Source organism: Phyllobacterium sp. MT110, assembly GCF_058792715.1.
Map to the genome: position 1 here is coordinate 206281 of NZ_JBXAFE010000005.1, position 16958 is coordinate 223238.

General features: G+C 60.3%; 18 protein-coding genes and 1 tRNA gene. 10 read left to right on the forward strand and 9 right to left on the reverse strand.

The genetic code is table 11. From position 1 onward, the window contains the following. Positions 1 to 58 precede the first annotated feature (58 nt). The gene (locus tag AC1Q5O_RS20750) at positions 59 to 1234 is read left to right on the forward strand and encodes an MFS transporter (RefSeq protein ID WP_492565583.1); all 1176 of its coding nucleotides are present in this window, start codon (positions 59 to 61) and stop codon (positions 1232 to 1234) included. A 58-nt stretch (positions 1235 to 1292) separates the two neighbouring features. Here AC1Q5O_RS20750 and AC1Q5O_RS20755 read toward each other — a convergent pair whose 3' ends face one another. Continuing rightward, the gene (locus AC1Q5O_RS20755) at positions 1293 to 1754 is read right to left on the reverse strand and encodes a YidB family protein (protein WP_105737885.1); all 462 of its coding nucleotides are present in this window, start codon (positions 1752 to 1754) and stop codon (positions 1293 to 1295) included. A gap of 160 nt (positions 1755 to 1914) precedes the next feature. On the opposite strand from AC1Q5O_RS20755, the gene AC1Q5O_RS20760 reads away from it, so the two are divergent. Next, positions 1915 to 2172, forward strand: coding sequence for a GlsB/YeaQ/YmgE family stress response membrane protein (locus AC1Q5O_RS20760; RefSeq protein ID WP_464662416.1), 258 nt, complete (start codon positions 1915 to 1917; stop codon positions 2170 to 2172). Between the two features lie 156 nt (positions 2173 to 2328). Here the strand turns inward: AC1Q5O_RS20760 and AC1Q5O_RS20765 are convergent, their stop codons facing one another. From AC1Q5O_RS20765 to AC1Q5O_RS20800, 8 genes are all read right to left on the reverse strand, one after another. Further along, positions 2329 to 3342, reverse strand: a complete 1014-nt coding sequence (locus tag AC1Q5O_RS20765) for a DUF930 domain-containing protein (RefSeq protein ID WP_492565586.1) — start codon at positions 3340 to 3342, stop codon at positions 2329 to 2331. Between the two features lie 91 nt (positions 3343 to 3433). Further along, positions 3434 to 3937 carry an ankyrin repeat domain-containing protein gene (locus AC1Q5O_RS20770; protein WP_492565588.1) on the reverse strand — a complete coding sequence of 168 codons (504 nt, stop codon included), beginning with the start codon at positions 3935 to 3937 and terminating at the stop codon, positions 3434 to 3436. Positions 3938 to 4092: 155 nt separating this feature from the next. Next, a complete protein-coding gene (locus tag AC1Q5O_RS20775; protein ID WP_492565590.1) occupies positions 4093 to 5007 on the reverse strand; it encodes a hypothetical protein in 915 nt (304 codons plus the stop codon). Between the two features lie 219 nt (positions 5008 to 5226). Then, on the reverse strand, positions 5227 to 6252 hold the full coding sequence (locus AC1Q5O_RS20780) for a fatty acid desaturase (protein WP_492565592.1): 1026 nt from the start codon (positions 6250 to 6252) through the stop codon (positions 5227 to 5229). A 189-nt stretch (positions 6253 to 6441) separates the two neighbouring features. Further along, complete coding sequence (locus tag AC1Q5O_RS20785; protein ID WP_492565594.1) at positions 6442 to 7980, reverse strand: putative bifunctional diguanylate cyclase/phosphodiesterase; 1539 nt, start codon at positions 7978 to 7980, stop codon at positions 6442 to 6444. Further along, positions 7981 to 8535 carry a heme NO-binding domain-containing protein gene (locus tag AC1Q5O_RS20790; RefSeq protein WP_472461914.1) on the reverse strand — a complete coding sequence of 185 codons (555 nt, stop codon included), beginning with the start codon at positions 8533 to 8535 and terminating at the stop codon, positions 7981 to 7983. Between the two features lie 327 nt (positions 8536 to 8862). Then, positions 8863 to 8939, reverse strand: a tRNA-Arg gene (locus AC1Q5O_RS20795). 185 nt (positions 8940 to 9124) lie between these two features. Then, complete coding sequence (locus AC1Q5O_RS20800) at positions 9125 to 10015, reverse strand: LysR family transcriptional regulator (RefSeq protein ID WP_492565596.1); 891 nt, start codon at positions 10013 to 10015, stop codon at positions 9125 to 9127. 109 nt (positions 10016 to 10124) lie between these two features. Between AC1Q5O_RS20800 and AC1Q5O_RS20805 the strand changes: the two genes are divergently transcribed. The 8 genes from AC1Q5O_RS20805 (at position 10125) to AC1Q5O_RS20840 (ending at position 16958) form a co-directional block, all read left to right on the forward strand. Then, positions 10125 to 10739, forward strand: coding sequence for a nitroreductase family protein (locus tag AC1Q5O_RS20805; RefSeq protein ID WP_492565598.1), 615 nt, complete (start codon positions 10125 to 10127; stop codon positions 10737 to 10739). Next, on the forward strand, positions 10736 to 11620 hold the full coding sequence (locus AC1Q5O_RS20810) for an EamA family transporter (protein WP_492565600.1): 885 nt from the start codon (positions 10736 to 10738) through the stop codon (positions 11618 to 11620). The genes AC1Q5O_RS20805 and AC1Q5O_RS20810 overlap by 4 nt, the downstream gene beginning before the upstream one ends. 265 nt (positions 11621 to 11885) lie before the next feature. Further along, positions 11886 to 12587: a VirB8 family type IV secretion system protein gene (locus AC1Q5O_RS20815; protein WP_308526417.1), complete on the forward strand. Its 702-nt coding sequence runs from the start codon at positions 11886 to 11888 to the stop codon at positions 12585 to 12587. Then, positions 12584 to 13405, forward strand: coding sequence for a TrbG/VirB9 family P-type conjugative transfer protein (locus AC1Q5O_RS20820; RefSeq protein ID WP_492565602.1), 822 nt, complete (start codon positions 12584 to 12586; stop codon positions 13403 to 13405). The genes AC1Q5O_RS20815 and AC1Q5O_RS20820 overlap by 4 nt, the downstream gene beginning before the upstream one ends. 3 nt (positions 13406 to 13408) lie before the next feature. Further along, entirely contained in the window at positions 13409 to 14707 is a 1299-nt protein-coding gene (gene virB10 / locus AC1Q5O_RS20825; protein ID WP_492565604.1) for a type IV secretion system protein VirB10, read from the forward strand. 51 nt (positions 14708 to 14758) lie between these two features. After that, positions 14759 to 15862: a P-type DNA transfer ATPase VirB11 gene (gene virB11 / locus AC1Q5O_RS20830; protein WP_492565606.1), complete on the forward strand. Its 1104-nt coding sequence runs from the start codon at positions 14759 to 14761 to the stop codon at positions 15860 to 15862. A gap of 74 nt (positions 15863 to 15936) precedes the next feature. Next, positions 15937 to 16608, forward strand: coding sequence for a lytic transglycosylase domain-containing protein (locus tag AC1Q5O_RS20835; RefSeq protein WP_492565608.1), 672 nt, complete (start codon positions 15937 to 15939; stop codon positions 16606 to 16608). A 62-nt stretch (positions 16609 to 16670) separates the two neighbouring features. Beyond that, on the forward strand, positions 16671 to 16958 hold the full coding sequence (locus tag AC1Q5O_RS20840; RefSeq protein WP_492565830.1) for a TrbC/VirB2 family type IV secretion system protein: 288 nt from the start codon (positions 16671 to 16673) through the stop codon (positions 16956 to 16958).

Sequence of the window (16958 nt, forward strand, 5' to 3'; positions counted from 1 at the left end):
GACTTCACATGCCGGTGAGCTCAATAGTTCAAGGATCATTGAACAAAGGATATCTCCCATGGACATTCGCCTTGTCGGTCTGGCGTTGGGTACATTCGCCATTGGCATTGAGGGTTTTGTCGTCGCCAGCCTTCTGCCGCAGATTGCCGGGGATACCGGCGTGACGCTGGTTCAGGCCGGTTATCTCGTGGTCATGTTCGCGCTTGCCTATGCACTGGGCGCGCCGGTTCTAGCGGCTCTTACCGGGTCTGCAGACCGCCGTCTCATCCTGGCAGGCAGCGCCACCACCTTCGTCATCGGGGCAATTCTGGCGGCATTTGCTCCATCCTATGCGTTTCTCACGGCCGCCCGGCTGCTGATCGGCATGTCGGCGGGCCTATACGCGGCCACGGCGCAGGCAACGGCCGTCGCCATCTCTGAAGCGCATCATCGGGCGCGGGCGATTTCCGTCATCGTCGGCGGGACCACGCTGGCGGTGGCCTTCGGTGCGCCGCTTGGCGCGCTGATCGCATCGTTTGCCGGCTGGCGCGGCACCTACATCTTCATTGCCCTGATCGGGGCGGCCGCGACCACCTTCGTCTGGTTTCTCCTGCCGCGCGGATTGCGCGCCGACCGCTTGACCCTGCGGCAGCGGCTCGGCGTGATCCGCCACCCCGGGCTCTTGCCCGCGCTTGTCACCATGCTGCTCTACATGGCCGGCGGCTTCATCGTTTTCACCTATATCGCCGCCATCGCGGTGCAGGGAACCGGCCTTTCCCGCGCGATGGTGCCGCTGGTGCTGCTGGCCTTTGGTCTTGGTGCTGCCCTTGGCAATGTTGTCGGCGGACAATTGTCGGATCGCTTCGGCCCGACGCGCACGGTGATCGCCGCCTCCTTCCTCAATGCCGCATCGCTGATGGCGATCAGCTGGATCATGCAATGGCCGCATGAAATCGCCGGTCCCGCGCTGATGACGATCATGGTTCTCTGGGGAATTGCCGCATGGATGTTCCCACCCGCGCAGGCCAGCCGGGTTCTGGCGATCGCCCCGGAAAGTGCGCCGCTCGCGCTGTCGCTCAATGGCTCGGCGCTTTATCTCGGCATTGCTTCGGGGTCGTTCGTCGGCGGGCTGATCATCGCCAATCTGGGTCTTGAATATCTGGGCTGGATCGGCGGTGCCTTCCCGCTGCTCGGGCTCGTCGTGATGCGGCTCGCCAACGTCAACGCGCGCAAGACCGAACTTTCCGTCGCCTGATCCCCAGCCGCAGAACAAAGGCTGGCCGAAACGAAACCCGTTCCGGCCAGTCTGGTGTTTATGAAGACGATTTCAGGAGCGAAGCAATCTGCTGCGTGCTGGGCACCTGGCCGTTTGGTGTGAGCTGGTCGACCACGCCCGGCAAGATCTTCGACAGCTGCGCGAGAAGGTCTTGTTCACTCATCCCGGTTTGCTGGGCAATCTCGCTGATGGTTTTCTGGCCGAGCGCGCTGCCCAGATCACCGGGTGCGATGGGCTTGTTTTCACCCGGCTGAAGCCAGGAATTTGCCGTCTCGCCATGACCCGCATTGGTCAGGCTGTTCAGGAGACCGCCGAGCCCGCCGAGAAGCCCGCCGCCGGCTGCTGTATTGCCATTGTCGGCCGTCTGCGGATTGTCGGGAGCCTGCGCGGGCTGGCTCGAGCCGCCGCTCAGCATTTTACCGACCAGAAGTGCTCCAAGCGCAATGATCAGCGGCTTCGATATATTTCCGCCTGGTACCGCATTATCGAAAATTCCCATCTCGATCTCCCTTCAATGTTGCTCGGTTTCAGCTCAAATCCGTCGTTCTCCCCCGCAAAGATATTTGTTCATTCCGGGAGAAAGCACAACCATCTTGCTTTTATGCAATCTATGCGAAAACATGACGACATTAAGCCAATGGATAGGAAGGAATGTTCGCATGTCTGTTATCGGTTGGATTGTACTTGGACTTGTTGCTGGATTTATTGGCAGCAAGATCGTCAACAAGAGCGGTCAGGGCTTAATCTTTGACATCGTTCTGGGCATTGTCGGCGCCGTCGCCGGCGGCTACATTTTCAGCTTGCTCGGTGCCACCGGCGTCACCGGCTTCAACATCTACAGTCTGATCGTCGCTGTTATCGGTTCCGTCGTCGTGCTCTGGCTCTATCACGCGATCACCGGCAACAGATCTGCTTGACCTGAAACCGCCCGCTTTTTGGGATGAACAGCGTGGCATCCGTGCCGCGCTGTGGCTGTTATTGCAGGGAAAGGAACACAAAACACTCACATGAGGCAGCGCCCATTCCGGCCTCAGGAGGACGCGATGATCAAGGCCGGGTCTGGCGCCCGGTTATCAGCGCCTGTCATCCAACTTGCGGGCTTGCCACTCATTTCTTGGAACGATCCCGCCAATCCTGAAGGTGAATGAGACCACCCGCGTTGCGCCGGCATCGACCGAACATTTGAAATCCAGATTGTACCAGTTTGATCCGAGGCGGAACGCGGCGCCAGCACCGTTGAATGACGTCTTGGACGTGATCCCTCCCGCGGGGCCATTGGGAAGGATCGCATCCCGCGATGCAGTGCTGGGTTTTGAACTCAGCATCGCCAATGCCTCCGATGTACAGAGGCTTGCAAGGCGCTCTTCTGGCGAAAGCCTTGCGACGATCTGCGCTGTCCGCGGGTCAAGCCCCGAGTTTGGCAGGAATTTCTGGCTCATATTTGAGAATGGATTGGAGTTGGGTGCGGTTTTGGAACCGTTCGGTTTGGATGCCTGATCTGACTTCTTTGGGGTAGGCTCTGATTTCTGTTGCGGAGTGGGCATATTGTTGACCGCGTTGGTCGGAGCCGGCGACTGTTGCGTTGCCTGCCCTGCCGTTTCGCTGGGCATGGGCGCCGACTGCACATCAGGTTTCGGGGTTTCTGGCGCAGCCGGTTTGCTCTCCAGCGGCAGCGCGGCTGGAGCAGCGTCCATTTTCGCTTGTGCTGCGGGTGAGTCTTGCGGGGTTGATGCTGCGTCTTGAGTTGTACCGTCGGCGGGTGGCGCCGCTTCGGAATCGGCAGCATCTCTTTCTGATCGCGGGAGAAGCTTAAGAAGACGTTGCGAAGAGGCGGCCGCTGCGGCGGGGGCCGGGGCGGGCTGCGGTTTTGGCGCCTCTGCCTTCTCTTCCGTCTTTTCCGGTTCCGGCTTTGGCTGCGGTTCGGGTTCTGGCGGCGGAACGACCTTCACCTCCACGCTTTCCGGCTCCGGCGGTGTGGTTTTCCATTGGGGAAGCTGGAGGAACAGCAATGCCGCCACCAAAAGATGCAGGGCGAGGGACGTCAGGACGCCCCCTCCAACTTCGTCCCGCAGCTTTTTGGCGAACACTAGCATTGCTTAAACGATTATCGACCGCATGCCTGAAACCTAGGAGCTTGACCGGCCCGCAACAAGGGGGAAGGACGCAGGCCGGTTCCTTCTACTTCAACAATGCGGCAATGGCCGGCTTGTCGGCCGCCAGTTCCAGCGCTGTCTTGCCGCCTGCAGTCCTGGCAGATTTATCCGCTCCGTGTTTGAGCAGAGCCTGAACCACGGCGGGATCATCGCTGTAACTTGCCGCCATGTGCAGTGGCGTCATCTTGTCGTAGTCACCGACGAAGTTGACCTTCGCGCCCTTGGAAATCAGCAGATCGATGACGCTTGCCGGGCCGTAATAGGCTGCAGTGTGCAGGGGTGCCCAGCCCTCCTGGGTCTTCAGGTTCACATCGGCACCGCAGGCCAGCATCTTGGCGACAAGATCGGCTTTCTTGTCGCGGATCGCGATGCTGAAATGCGTATCGCCGCCCATATCCCGCCCGTTCGGATCAAGTTTTTTGCACTGCGCGGCCGTGGGTGCCGCGCCGGCGCCGGAAACCGGAACAATCGCACTGACCGCTGTCAGAACCAACCCGAACAGGGCCACATTTGAAAACAATCTCCGCACGCTGTCGTCCTCACCAATTTGGATTGCGTCCGTCATCTGCGACGGATCGATCCCGGCTTTCTACAGGGCTTTTAACCGGTTGGGCAAGGGCGGCGGCAACGGCGCAAAAACATCCCGCAGCGTGCGCTGCGGGACGTGCTGGCATTCAAGCGGGTCTATCGGTTGCGGCGGATTCCGGCCGCACCGCCGACCGCTGCGGCGAGGGCGCCGATCAGCATGGCGACGAAGGCTGCAAAACTGCCGCTTGCGGCAATCCTTGCCGACTTGTCGGCGGTCTGCTTAGCCTGAGCCTTCAGTTCCTCAACCTTGGCCGTGGCTTTGGCCTTGACCTCGTCGATCTTGGCAACAGCCGCATCATATCGCTTGTTGGCTTCATCGGGCGAGATGCCCAGCTGTGCTGCAATGATGGCTGTCACGCGCTGTTTGGTTTCCTGCGATGTCTCTTCGCCCAGGGCATGACTGGTCAACGCCGATACGACTTCCTTGCGGGCCTGTTCCGGCGTCAGGGATGTGGTCCCCGAGGGATCGCGGTTGAGCACACCGTCTACCAGACGGTCGACCTCCGCGCCGGCCTGTTCCTTGGTGATGCCGCTGGCTTGAACAGCCTGCGGGATCATGTCCTTGGCGGTCGAGGCCGCGCCGGACACGGCCTGACCTGCCGTCGATCCGACCGAGGACGCGACGCTGCCGAGGACGCCGAAGGCCCCGCCAACGGCGGTGCCAAGCAGATAGAGTCCGATAGCCAGTCCCGCGGCCCAGACAACCAGACCGTGCAGCACGCCGCTCCAGCGCGCATACTGGCCGGAAAAATAGGCAGCGATGTAACCGCCGATAGCCAGGGCAATAATCATCGCAACGGCGCTCCAGATACCGCCTCCGATACCCAGGCCCTGCGCGGAAGCGCCGTCGCCGGTGGTGCTGACCGTGCTGAGGCCAATCCCCAGACCGAGTGCTGCGAACAGCACCTGGACGGCGATGGTGAGAAGCGTGCCGCCAAAAATACCGCCCCATGCGAGGCGCTGTCGGTCAACCGCGATTGTATCCACTGTGTCCCGATCATACGAAACCATGGTGTGTCTCCATTCATCCTGTTCTTCAGATAAAATCCCTGCGGGGGTGCAAGCGCCCGGCGAGGTCAGGATGGAAACACACCCGGATACCGTTGGTTCCAGATCGGTAGCCGGATATATTTTGCACGGGCGCGGGAACAAAAGCCGCGTTCGTGTATGCCTGCGCGGTGTGCGCAGGCTGCAAGGCAGGTGTACAGATGGTCTGGAAAGCGGCTGGCGTCAGGCCAGGCTGCGCGCCTCGCGAAACGTGATGAGCCTCTTGCGGCCTTCATCCCACAGGACCAGTTTCACGCAGCGCAGGCTCTGCAGAATGGTGATACGCCCGACATTGCTCAGCTCCGGATAGTCCCGCAGAACTTCCGGCAGCCGGTAATAGGGCACGCGGCTGGAAAGATGGTGGACATGGTGGATGCCGATGTTGCCGGTCAGCCATCTGAGAGGAAGCGGCAGGACGTAATGCGAGGAACCGTGCAGGGCGGCCTCCTGGAACTGCCAGTCAGCGCCTTGCGACCAATGGGTCTCCTCGAACTGGTGCTGGACGTAGAACAGCCAGATGCCCGCAGCCCCGGCGAGAACGACGATGGGCAGATGCACCATCAGGAAGGGAATGACACCCACCAGCCAGATCAGAACGGCCGCCAGCAGCGCGATGGCAAAATTCGTCGCCATGGTGGAGATCCAGGGCTGGGCGCCGGAGCGCATCATGCCGAACGGCAATCTCTGTTTGAAAATGAAAAGCCAGGCCGGCCCGATGCCGAACATGATCACCGGATGCCGGTACAGGCGGTAGCCCAGGCGGCCCCAGCGGGACAAGGCCCGGTATTCGGCAACGGTAAGGGTCGTGATATCGCCGACACCGCGCTCATCCAGATTGCCGGCTGAAGCATGGTGCAGTGCATGCGCACGGCGCCAGTAATCATAGGGGGTCAAGGTAAGAACGCCGATCGCCCGGCCGGTCCAGTCGTCGGAATGCCGGTGGGCGAAGAAGGAACCATGGCCGCAATCATGCTGGATCATGAACAGGCGAAGCAGGAAGCCGGCTGCCGGAATGATGAACAGCAACCCCCACCAGAAACCATAGTGGACGGCAGCCCAGCAGACCGCCCACAGGATTGCGAAGGGAATGACCGTCACCGCGAGCTCGAAAATGCTGCGGCCGCGGTGCGGTTTGCGATAATTCAAAAGGATTTTCGGCCAGGCTCGGCCGCCTAATCCAGCTTCGGAAATGGGAGAGGAGTTTTTCATCGTCTATCATAGGCTTGCGACATGGGGCGACACAAGAGAGCTTCCCGTTCTTTTGTCGTAATAGGCAGATTTATGTGCAAATCCGCCGGTCATCACGGAAATCGAGGCAGAGCCGATTGGGTACGACGTCACAGTCCCATTGGCTTCATAGTAGCCCTCCGTCCTGCATCGACAGATGACGTTTCAGGCTCAGGAGGCTGAAATATTGTGGGCGAATGGCGTCGGATTTGCACGGGCCTCAAGATATCGGGTGATTTCATTCAGCGGCATCGGCCGTCCAAACAGATATCCCTGCTGTACGAAACAGCCGCAACTGGTCAGCCTGAGCGCCTGGCTTTCCGTCTCGACGCCTTCGGCGATGACGCGGAGTTCCAGCGCCTGTGCGAGCTGAACGATTGCCTTGACCACGGCTTCGGCCTGCTGGTCAGCGCTGATATCCCTGGCAAAGGAGCGATCGATCTTGATGACGTCCAATGGCAAGCGCCTGATGTATGAAAGGCTCGAATAGCCCGTTCCAAAATCGTCAAGGGCAATTCGGATGCCGAGCGCGCGAAAGCGGGAAAGGCATTCCTGGGCCTGCTCGAAATCGATGAGCAGCAGGCTTTCCGTGATTTCCAGTTGAAGGGCGGAGGGAGGGAAATGATGATGGGCCAACGTCGCGGCGATATGTTCGACAACCGAGGGGGAACGCAGGTGACGCGGCGACAGATTGATCGACACGTAATCGAGATGACCGTCGCGGATGAACGGGTGCATCTCCCGGCAGCAGCGGTCGATCATCGCCCGGCCAAGCTCGACGATCAACGAACTTTCTTCGGCCAGCGGTATAAACAGGCCGGGAAGAATGAGCCCCCGCTCGGCATGCTGCCACCGCGCAAGAGCCTCTACCCCAACGATTTCGTTGCCCTTGGTGGAGATGATTGGCTGGTACCAGGGCTCGATCTCTCCCGCCGCCACCGCGGTGCGCAGTTCTGCTTCCAGGCCCTGGCGGCTCTGAAGCTCGCCCGCCATGGTGTCGTCGAACTCCGTCCATGTCGAGCGTCCAGCCGACTTCGAATGGTACAGGGCGAAATCGGCAAAGCGCTGCAGTGTCGGTGAATCCACGGCATTGCGGGGGAAGCTTGCAAAGCCGACCGAGCAGCTGACGATCAGCTGCAGGCGGCCGCAATCGATCGGCCTGCTCATGACCTCCATGACGTCTGCCGCGATCTGGCGGGCGCGTCCGCTGTGAGCCGGTGTCACGCAGATGACGCCAAACTCGTCACCGCCCAGCCGTCCGGGCACCTCTCGCTCCCGGCAGATTGCGCGCAACCGAGCAGCAACTTCCAGCAGCACCGCATCGCCGACGGCATGGCCGTAATTGTCATTGATCTCCTTGAACCGATCGAGATCGACAAACAGGAGCTGTACCATCCCGCTTTGAACACGAGCCTCTCGGATAGCCGTTTCCAGATCGCGCGTGAAACTGACCCGGTTTGCGAGCGTGGTCAGAGGGTCGCGCTCGGCAAGGAACAGGGCCTGTTGACGAGAAACCTCCAATTCGTGCGTGCGATCGAGGACGCGCATTTCAAGGTCGTTCGCCAGCACCGTCAGGTGGTTGTTGGCGTTATACAATTCCAGCGACTTCGCCTCGAGCAGCCATTCCGCCTCTTCGCGGGCTCGGCGTTCCCGCTTGAGGCGCCGTTCGAGACGCGCAACGCGATCGCCGGGCGTGTCGGTTTCCAGCATTTACGCTATCGCATCCGTCTTCTGGATTGAGAACCGGACGAATTTCTCGCCATCGTGTTCGTGCGCGCTTCGCTCTATAAGCACGGTCTCGCCATAGAGCTGAGCCGCGCCAAGAATGAGGCCCGAGGCAAGCGCCGCGAAGGGACGATTGCTGCGATAATCGAGGTGCATTGCCCCGGTCCCAAGGCGTTCGGCCCGGAATTCCGGCAGCTCGGCATCGGGGTAGAGTTTTCGTACCTCCACATGGATATGGCTGTCGATGCTTTCGAGGAAATCAAACAGGGTGGCTGCGGTCTTGAAGAAATCAGGGAATGAAGCCTTGAAACGCCCGATCAAATGTTGACCGAACAAATCCAACAATTCGTTTGGCGGCGTGTTGCTTTGCGCAGCCAAGTTGGTGACAAGCGATTGCATCTCCTTGTGGTCGTAAGTACCCACTGCAGTATAGGCGCCGCCACTCGGCAGGTCGGAAGCTTCGATGAGATCATCCACGGCATCCGCCCCGTAGATATGCTCTACGAAACCCAGCAATTCGGTGAATACCATGCCCTTCATGTTGTCCCCCTACCAGAACATCGAACCATGTCGATTTCCAATGATAAACTGCAGGAGAAAATGCATAATTAATAATCAAATTAAGAATGAAAGAAAGTTTTCCACACAGTACTTTATGTGGGAACGCGTGGGATAAATATAGATGCTTTACTTAATTGGTTCTGCTTCAATGTGATGTGATCATGCGGCGACATAGGCGTGCGGGGAATTCCCATCCGCCATTGCGAAAACGGGACGAGAATGCTCCTCACGGTTGTTCAATCCTTTGCGATCTCGATTGGAAACCGATTGTTCTGATAAGTGAGGGCTGCGGCTCCTCGCCAGATATGGCGCACCCGACAGGATTCGAACCTGTGACCTCTGCCTTCGGAGGGCAGCGCTCTATCCAGCTGAGCTACGGGTGCATGAGGCTGCGATAGCTCGCATGCGCGAAGCGGTTCTAACCGATGCGGCCCTTGGCTTCAATGGCGAATTTCGCACCTTCCCGAAAGAAATGATTGTGCCGGCCGCACGCCGCGCATCGGACAGGTCGCCATTCCCCAGACAAGCCGGCGCATGGGTCATTCAGAGCGGGTGCCGCCTCGTTCATTTATTCCCGGCTGAATGCGTCGATGAGGAAATCAAGAAAGGCGCGGATTTTCGGCGCGACGTGCTGCCGGGACGGATAGATGGCATAGAGCGTGGTTTCCACCGTACTCCAGTCATCCAGCGCCGATTGAAGCCGGCCCTCCTTCAGGTCGTCTGCGACATAGGGATAGGGCATCAAACTCACGCCGAAGCCCGCCCGCAGCGCGTCACGCACAGCAAGGCTTGAGGTGACCGAGTATCGGCTGTTGACGGCGATGCTCTCCGTGCGGCCGAACTTGCGGAACTCCCAAAGGTCGGCATGGCCGGAAAGGCTGAACCGGACACAGGTGTGCGCCTTCAGATCCGACGGTTCTTCAGGTTTGCCGTGCGCCTCGAAATAGGAGGGCGCCGCACAGAGGACATGGGGCATGACGGCGAGTTTTCGCGCGATCAGGCTGGAATCCTCCAGATTGTCGCTGCCGCGAATGGCAAGGTCAAATCCTTCCCGCACGATGTCTACCCGCCTGTCGTCGAGATGCAGATCGAGATGCAGGCCGGGATAGCGCGACAGGAAACCGGGAATTGCGGCCGAAAGCCGGGTCAACGTCACCGTCATCGGTGCGCTGACCCGCAATGTGCCGCTCGCTTCCGCCTTGATCGGACACAGTGCTTCGTCCGCCTCGGCCAGTGCATTGAGCCCGCGTATCACATGCTCCAGATAAATCCGGCCTTCCTCGGTCAGCGCCATGCGCCGCGTCGTCCTGTTGATGAGCCGAACGCCCAGATGCGCCTCCAGCTCGGCAATGTTCTTGCTGATCGCAGGCGGCGACAGGCCGAGACGGCGCCCGGCTTCGGCAAAGCTGTTGCGTTCCGCTACCTGGCGAAAGACCCGCAGGGCAGTGAGATGATCCATGTCATAGTTTTCCAATAGTGAATTATCACTTTCGTATGTCGCATATTATCATCATCAGGTGAATTATCTATGTGATATCAAAGCCACATACCAAGTTTGGAATGACGTGATGACCAATCCTACAATCGCTCTGATCGAACAGCGTGTTTCAGCCAATCGTTTCGACGCCTCGCACTCGCTGTCGGATGCGGAAATCAGGGAGCTGACGCGTCTGGCAACGCGTGCCCCGACCGCTTACAACCTGCAGAACTGGCGCTTCATTGCAGTGCGCGCACCGGAGTCCAAGGTCCGGTTGCAGCATCTGGCCCACGGCCAAACCAAGGTGCGCGATGCCGCCGTTACCTTCATTGTCTGCGGGCAACTTCCCGACCACGCTGCCCTTCCCGAACGGCTGCGTCCCTTCGTCGAGGCTGGTTTCATGCCGGACGAGATGGCCACGGTATGGCAGGAAGGAGCCCGCACACAATATGCCGATCCTCAGACCGCGCGCGATGAAGCCGTGCGCTCGGCAAGCCTTGGTGCCGCAACTCTGATTTTTGCCGCCGAAGCGCTCGGCCTCGTCACCGGCCCGATGGTCGGATTCAATGCCGAAGGCGTTGCGCGCGCGTTCAGCCTTGGGCCGAATGAAGTGCCGGTGATGCTCGTCACCGTTGGCCGCGCCGCGCCCGGAAACTGGCCGCAGAAGCCCCGCCGTCCCCTGGCCGAGGTTCTGGAACTATCATGAGCGCGCGCGGTTCCGACCTGCTGCTGACGGCAATTGCCCCTGTCATCTGGGGCAGTACCTATATCGTCACCACCGCGTTCCTGCCGGGCTTTTCCCCGATGACGGTCGCCATGCTGCGCGCCTTGCCGGCAGGACTGCTGCTGCTCCTGATCGTTCGGCAGCTTCCGGCCGGCATCTGGTGGCTGCGCAGTTTTGTTCTGGGCGCCCTCAATATCGCGATCTTCCTGAGCATGCTGTTCATCGCGGCCTACCGGCTTCCGGGCGGCGTTGCTGCGACGGTGCTGGCGGTCCAGCCGTTGATCGTGGTTTTTCTCGCCTCGGTCGTTCTTGCCAGTCGGGCCCGCCCGGTATCGATCTATGCCGCCCTTGTCGGGATCGCCGGTGTCGCGCTGCTGGTGCTGGCCCCCAATGCGGCGCTCGACGGGATTGGTGTTGCAGCGGGTCTTGCCGGAGCTGTCTCCATGGCCCTCGGAAATGTATTGACCCGCAAGTGGCAACCGCCCGTATCGCTGCTCACCTTCACGGCCTGGCAATTGACGGCCGGAGGGCTGCTTCTCGTTCCGATGGCGCTGCTTTTCGAGCCGCCCATGCCGTTCCCGAGTACGGCCAATCTGCTTGGCCTGGGGTGGCTTGGGCTGATCGGCGGTGCCCTGACCTATGTCCTGTGGTTCCGGGGCATCGCGCTTATGCAATCCGCGGTGGTGTCCTTGCTCCTGTTCCTCAGCCCGTTGACCGCCGTGCTGCTCGGATGGCTATTCCTCAATCAGACATTGACCTCACCGCAGATCGGTGGGCTCGTTCTCGTCATTGGCAGCATCTGGCTCGGACAACGGGCCAGCGCGGTTCCGGTCTCCGCCCCCGGAGCTGTTGAAACCCGCTAGGAAGTCGGCCGGCGGCCTACCGCGGGACGCGGCAAACCTCGTTTTCTCCTGCCTGGGCGAAAGGCATCAGACCAAAGTCGAATTGTGTTCCGCGTTCGCATGATATTTACAACTTGAACGGTTCTTCGGGCGCTGCGCAATCGAGGCAGGGCGCGCGGTCATATTATAAAATTTTCATTTCAGAATTTTCAGTTTTACCGATTTCAAGGTTTCGCCGGCAGTGATGAATGCGTCTGGATCCAATGAAAACATAATCGAGGCGGGATTGGCACCCGGGCCGGACAGGCGCTACTTCAGCGAAGCCATCCGCTGGGAAAACGATGTCATCCGCACCGTGAAGCGGTCCCGGCTGACCGCGTGGCTGGTGGCTGTCATCAGCTTTGCCCTGGCTTGCCTGACGTTGACCTGTCTCGCCTTGCTGCTTCCGCTCAAGAGCTTCGAGCCCTATGTCATCGAAGTCGACAAGACAACCGGGTTCATGGAGATAAAACAACCACTTGCCGATGGTGATCTGACGCAGAACGAAGCGATCGCCCGCATGTATGTGGTCCGTTACCTGAAAGCGCGCGAGACCTATGATCCGGCAACGGTGAAAGACAATTTTGATCTTGCCCAGCTGCTGTCGACACGCGATGCCGCGCGGGATCTCTTTGCGCTCTACAGTCCATCCAATGCGGACAATCCGGTGACGCGCTTCGGCCGCGAGACCCGGGTGGAACTGAAGATCAAATCCATACAGCTTCCCAACAGGCTTACGGCCGTGGTCCGGTTTTCCACACAGCGGACAGGCCGCGAGTCCGGCGCAGAGGAACACTGGGTTTCTCTCCTGCATTTCCAGTATTCCAAAGCGCCCATGCCCAATGAATGGCGGTTCGAAAATCCGCTTGGTTTTCAGGTCGTCGACTATCGCCGCGATCAGGAAAGCCTGTCCGGGCAAGGCACGCCCGGTGACCGGTACCAGCCATGAGGACACGTGCCCGCGCCTGCATGGTATTGCCGGTTGGCGTTGCAATAACGATGGCGGCGGTCATCCATGCGGCGCAGGCGGAAGTCGCGCCGCGCCGCGGCACCGCGGATGCCCGTGTCAGGACGGTGAGTTACAACCCCAGCAACGTCGTCGCGGTCGATGCAACCTACGGCGTGTCGACGATGATCGTTTTGGGCGACACGGAAAAAATCGAAACGGTTGCCGTTGGCGACAGCATTTCCTGGAAAATCGAGCCCAACAAGAAGGGCAACATCATTTTCCTCAAGCCGGTGGAGCCGAAAGCCGCGACGAACATGAACATCGTCAGCGACAAGCATGTCTACACTTTCGTCCTGCGTGCGCATCCGGATTCGCAGTCTGACCAGACCTACATGATCAGGTTCCGATATCCCGACGTGGAGATGGACGCCAAGCTTCTGGCCCAGGCGCAACGGCTGGTATCGGAACCAAACCGCGCCGGGTTCCGCCATGAAGATGCCAATACGGATTATCATTTTCGCGGCGACCGTGCGCTTAAACCGGCCGAGGCTTTTGATGACGGCGTCAAGACATGGTTCCGGTTCCGGGGCGATGTTCCGGCGATCTTCAGTGTTGAAGGAGGCAAGCGCGAAATCCTCGCCAATCACCGGCGTGAGGGAGACTATATCGTTGTCGACAAGATTGCGAAGCAGTGGATGCTGCGGCACGGCGGTTATGCGACCTGCCTGTTCAATCTGAACAGGAAAACAGCGCCATCGGTTGTTGCCGCGCCGGCTGTCATCGCCGATGCTCCCGCCTCCAAGCGACGCTGGAGATAAGCGATGCCCGATCTCGACTACCATCGCAGTCTGGATATCGAGGCAGGGACAGGTTCCCGCCTGCTGGAACCAAAGCGCACGTTGCGGGCCGGCATCGTTGGCCTATGTCTTGCGGCAGGGGCAACCGGGCTCTTTGCCTTGCCGCTGTTCAGCCACCCGCGGCCGCCGCAAGGCGAGCGCGCTGTGTCCGACGAAGCTTTCCTGCCATCGCGTGCGGGCCAGCTCAATCTCACGCCGCCGCCCGAACGGAAAGCAGCACCGCTCCTGCCGCAAGCCGCGGCGGTGATTGAAGGAAGGGCAGGCAACAGTGACGATTCGGAACGTCAGCGCCGCAGCGCCGAGGAAGAAGCACGCCGCCGTACCGAGGCGGAGGAAGCGGCCTATCATGCGAAGCAACAGGACCGCTACCGTTCGCCGATGATCGTTTCGGAACTGGGCGCGGCGGGTGAGCCGGCCCACAATGAGAGGGGTGCCGACGAGAAACCGAAAAGCCCGGATACGTTTCAGGCCAGCAATCCGAACGACCAGTTTCTCGCCTCCCTGTCCGGAAAATCCGCGGAAACGGCCAAGGCTGAAAAGAACCCGCGCATCGACGCACTGGTGCCGCAGGGCACTATTGTGCGGGGTGTCCTCGAAACGTCAGTCCAAACCGACCTGCCGGGAATGGTGCGGGCCATAACCACGGATGATGTCTGGTCGTTCGACGGAAGGCGTATTCTCGTGCCATCGGGCACGCGGCTGATCGGCGAATACAACGCCGGACTGGCGCAGGGGCAGACAAGGGCATTCATCGTCTGGACCCGGCTGTTGCGGTCGGACGGCGTGTCCATCAATCTCGCCTCCATCGGAACGGATGAGCTTGGCCGCTCCGGAATGAGCGGCCATGTGAACAGGCATGTTTTCGAGCGATACGGTTCCGCGATCCTGCTCAGTGCGATTTCCGCCGGCGGTCAAATATTGGCTTCAACGGACACATCGTCCAGCCTGAATTCAGGCCCGGTGACGACAACCTATGTTGATCCGAAGACCAATGAAGTCCGGACCGTCACGACCCGTCCCAATATCGATATCGGCGCGAACATGGCGGCAAAGGGCGCTGCGGTTGCGGCGCAAACCTTTGCTCAGGTTGCAGGGGAGGCCTTGAAGGGGTCACTGAACATTCCACCCACGATCACGATCAATCAGGGAACGCCGGTTGCCATCTTTGTCCGCCGCGATCTCGATTTTTCCGATCTCTACCCGGATCCGGTGCGCGAAAAGCTGCGGGAGCTCAAACGGGGGCGCGACGGCTATGGACAATAGAAACCCGCAAGCACCCGCCTTCCGGGGGGTTGTTCCGCGCGAGGGATCCTGATGGGCATGGTCTCCCGCAACGACGATCTGATCTCGCTGGCCTTTGCGCCACTGCAATCGCTGCTGGAACGGCAGGATGTCATCGAGATCTGCATCAATGAACCGCACAGGGTTTTCGTCGAATATGGTTCAGGCGCGCTGCAGGCGGGTATGGTTGCGCTCAACCTGCCGGAGATGACGCGCGAGCGGATCTGCTTCATGGCAGAGCGGGTCGCCGCCGCCAGTCATCAGTTTGTCAATGAAGAAGAACCGCTGCTTTCCGCATCCCTGCCGGATGGTTCGCGTGTTCAGGTGGTGCTGCCGCCCGCGGCACCGGACGGAGGCGCCATCGCCATCCGGCGGAAGATCGTTCGTGATCTGTCGCTCTCCGACTATGCCGAGGCCGGTGCGCTTCTCCGCGCGCGGGTAACCGGCGGGGCCGATGTCCTGACGGACGAGGAACAGGCCCTGTGCGACCACCTCGATGCGGGCGATATCGCGCAATTCCTCCATTTGGCGCTGCGTCACCGTATCTCCATGATCATTTCAGGCGGGACGGGAACGGGAAAGACGACGTTTCTCAACGCCCTGATGCGGGAAATACCCGGGCATGAGCGGATCATCACAATCGAGGATACGCCCGAACTCATGCCGCCGCATGGCAACCATGTCCGGCTGATCGCATCACGGGGCAATCAGAACATCGCACAGGTGGACATGCGGCGTCTGGTGGAAGCGTCACTGCGCTTGCGCCCCGACCGCCTGCTCCTTGGCGAAGTGCGCGGCGGCGAGGCGCTGGATTTTCTGCAGGCCATCAACACGGGGCATCCCGGTTCGCTTTCCACCGTTCACGCAAATTCTCCGCGTGCGGCCTATGAACGCTTGGCAATGCTGGTCATGCAAAGCGGCTTTGGCGGGGGTGGCGGTCTTTCAAAACCGGAAATCATCGATCATCTGCATGCAACGCTGCCGATTGTCGTGCAACTGGGCCGTAAAGAGGGGCGGCCCGGCGCCGTGTCCGAGATTTTTTACGCTCCCTATGTCAGGCAGACCGGGCGCCCCGCTGCCGTACAGGGAAACATGTTGTGGAACGCCTCCGGCCGTCGCGCGCGCGGTGCCCCATGAGCTGCGCGGCAAACAGATCCAGCAGCCCTGCAGCCGTCGACACAGGCCGTTCTGCCCGCACAGCTCATCGGCCGATGCGGGTTCTGATCAGTCTTTGCCTGCTTGGCGTGACTGTCCCGGAAGCAGCCCGCGCCGTCGAAGCCAACGATCCCGGCATGCCGCCGGTCAAGATCACGGCATTCGGCGAAAGAACCACAGCACCGCAACCGGCGGCGGATATGGCGGTATGCCAGTTCAAACGCGTGCCTTCGGCCGAAGATGGCAAGGCGCTGGTCCAGCGCATTGCCAGGGAGGAACATGCCGATGTGGCGCTTGCCGTCGCTGTGGCTCGGCAGGAAAGCGGCTTTCGCATGGATAGCGTCTCCAGCGCCGGTGCCATCGGCCTGATGCAATTGATGCCGGCAACCGCACGCCGGTTCGAGGTGGATATCTGCGACCCGGAGGACAATGTCCGCGGCGGTGTGCGGTATCTGAAACACCTGCAAACGAAATATGCCAATCCGCTCTATGTCCTCGCCGCCTACAATGCCGGCGAGCTTGCCGTGGAGCAAAATGGTGGCATTCCGCTTTATCCCGAGACGGTCCGTTACATCGCGGCCGTGCTTTCGGACGTCTACGACTGGCGGCCGCTCGGTGACCGCAAAATGCCTGGGAAAGCCGCCCATCAAGGCAGGAAAGCGCCGGACAAACCCGATGCAGGCAGGGTCGGCGCATGGACGCAAGGATTTGTTCTTCACGTGGAGTAATCAAAGTGTTTTTTCATTCGTTCATTTTCAAAATCGCCTTGTCGCCGTCGCTCGCCGGGCGTATCGTCACCCGCGGGATAGCGGCCTGGATAGCTCTTTGCATTCTGGTCCATGGCGCTCATGCCCAGACGGGGCTACAGCCGGTGCAGTCTGTCCTGCAGACCCTCATCGGCATTCTCACCGGGCCGATTGCCTCAATGATCGCCATCCTGGCCGTCATCAGCTGCGGGTTTCTCGCCTGGACCGGGCGCTTCACCTGGGGCATTGCCGGGTCGGTGATCATGGGGATTGTCCTGGTGTTCGGGTCGACACAGATCGTCGCCTTCTTCCAGAGTGCGTTGGGGCATTGA

What these genes read in the sequence shown, in the direction of transcription:
- AC1Q5O_RS20790 (WP_472461914.1), bottom strand. Translation starts at nt 8,535, where the DNA reads ATGAAGGGCATGGTATTCACCGAATTGCTGGGTTTCGTAGAGCATATC.
- virB11 (WP_492565606.1), top strand. Translation starts at nt 14,759, where the DNA reads ATGGGCATGGTCTCCCGCAACGACGATCTGATCTCGCTGGCCTTTGCG.
- AC1Q5O_RS20820 (WP_492565602.1), top strand. Translation starts at nt 12,584, where the DNA reads ATGAGGACACGTGCCCGCGCCTGCATGGTATTGCCGGTTGGCGTTGCA.
- virB10 (WP_492565604.1), top strand. Translation starts at nt 13,409, where the DNA reads ATGCCCGATCTCGACTACCATCGCAGTCTGGATATCGAGGCAGGGACA.
- AC1Q5O_RS20750 (WP_492565583.1), top strand. Translation starts at nt 59, where the DNA reads ATGGACATTCGCCTTGTCGGTCTGGCGTTGGGTACATTCGCCATTGGC.
- AC1Q5O_RS20800 (WP_492565596.1), bottom strand. Translation starts at nt 10,015, where the DNA reads ATGGATCATCTCACTGCCCTGCGGGTCTTTCGCCAGGTAGCGGAACGC.
- AC1Q5O_RS20835 (WP_492565608.1), top strand. Translation starts at nt 15,937, where the DNA reads ATGCGGGTTCTGATCAGTCTTTGCCTGCTTGGCGTGACTGTCCCGGAA.
- AC1Q5O_RS20780 (WP_492565592.1), bottom strand. Translation starts at nt 6,252, where the DNA reads ATGAAAAACTCCTCTCCCATTTCCGAAGCTGGATTAGGCGGCCGAGCC.
- AC1Q5O_RS20785 (WP_492565594.1), bottom strand. Translation starts at nt 7,980, where the DNA reads ATGCTGGAAACCGACACGCCCGGCGATCGCGTTGCGCGTCTCGAACGG.
- AC1Q5O_RS20810 (WP_492565600.1), top strand. Translation starts at nt 10,736, where the DNA reads ATGAGCGCGCGCGGTTCCGACCTGCTGCTGACGGCAATTGCCCCTGTC.
- AC1Q5O_RS20755 (WP_105737885.1), bottom strand. Translation starts at nt 1,754, where the DNA reads ATGGGAATTTTCGATAATGCGGTACCAGGCGGAAATATATCGAAGCCG.
- AC1Q5O_RS20805 (WP_492565598.1), top strand. Translation starts at nt 10,125, where the DNA reads ATGACCAATCCTACAATCGCTCTGATCGAACAGCGTGTTTCAGCCAAT.
- AC1Q5O_RS20760 (WP_464662416.1), top strand. Translation starts at nt 1,915, where the DNA reads ATGTCTGTTATCGGTTGGATTGTACTTGGACTTGTTGCTGGATTTATT.
- AC1Q5O_RS20775 (WP_492565590.1), bottom strand. Translation starts at nt 5,007, where the DNA reads ATGGTTTCGTATGATCGGGACACAGTGGATACAATCGCGGTTGACCGA.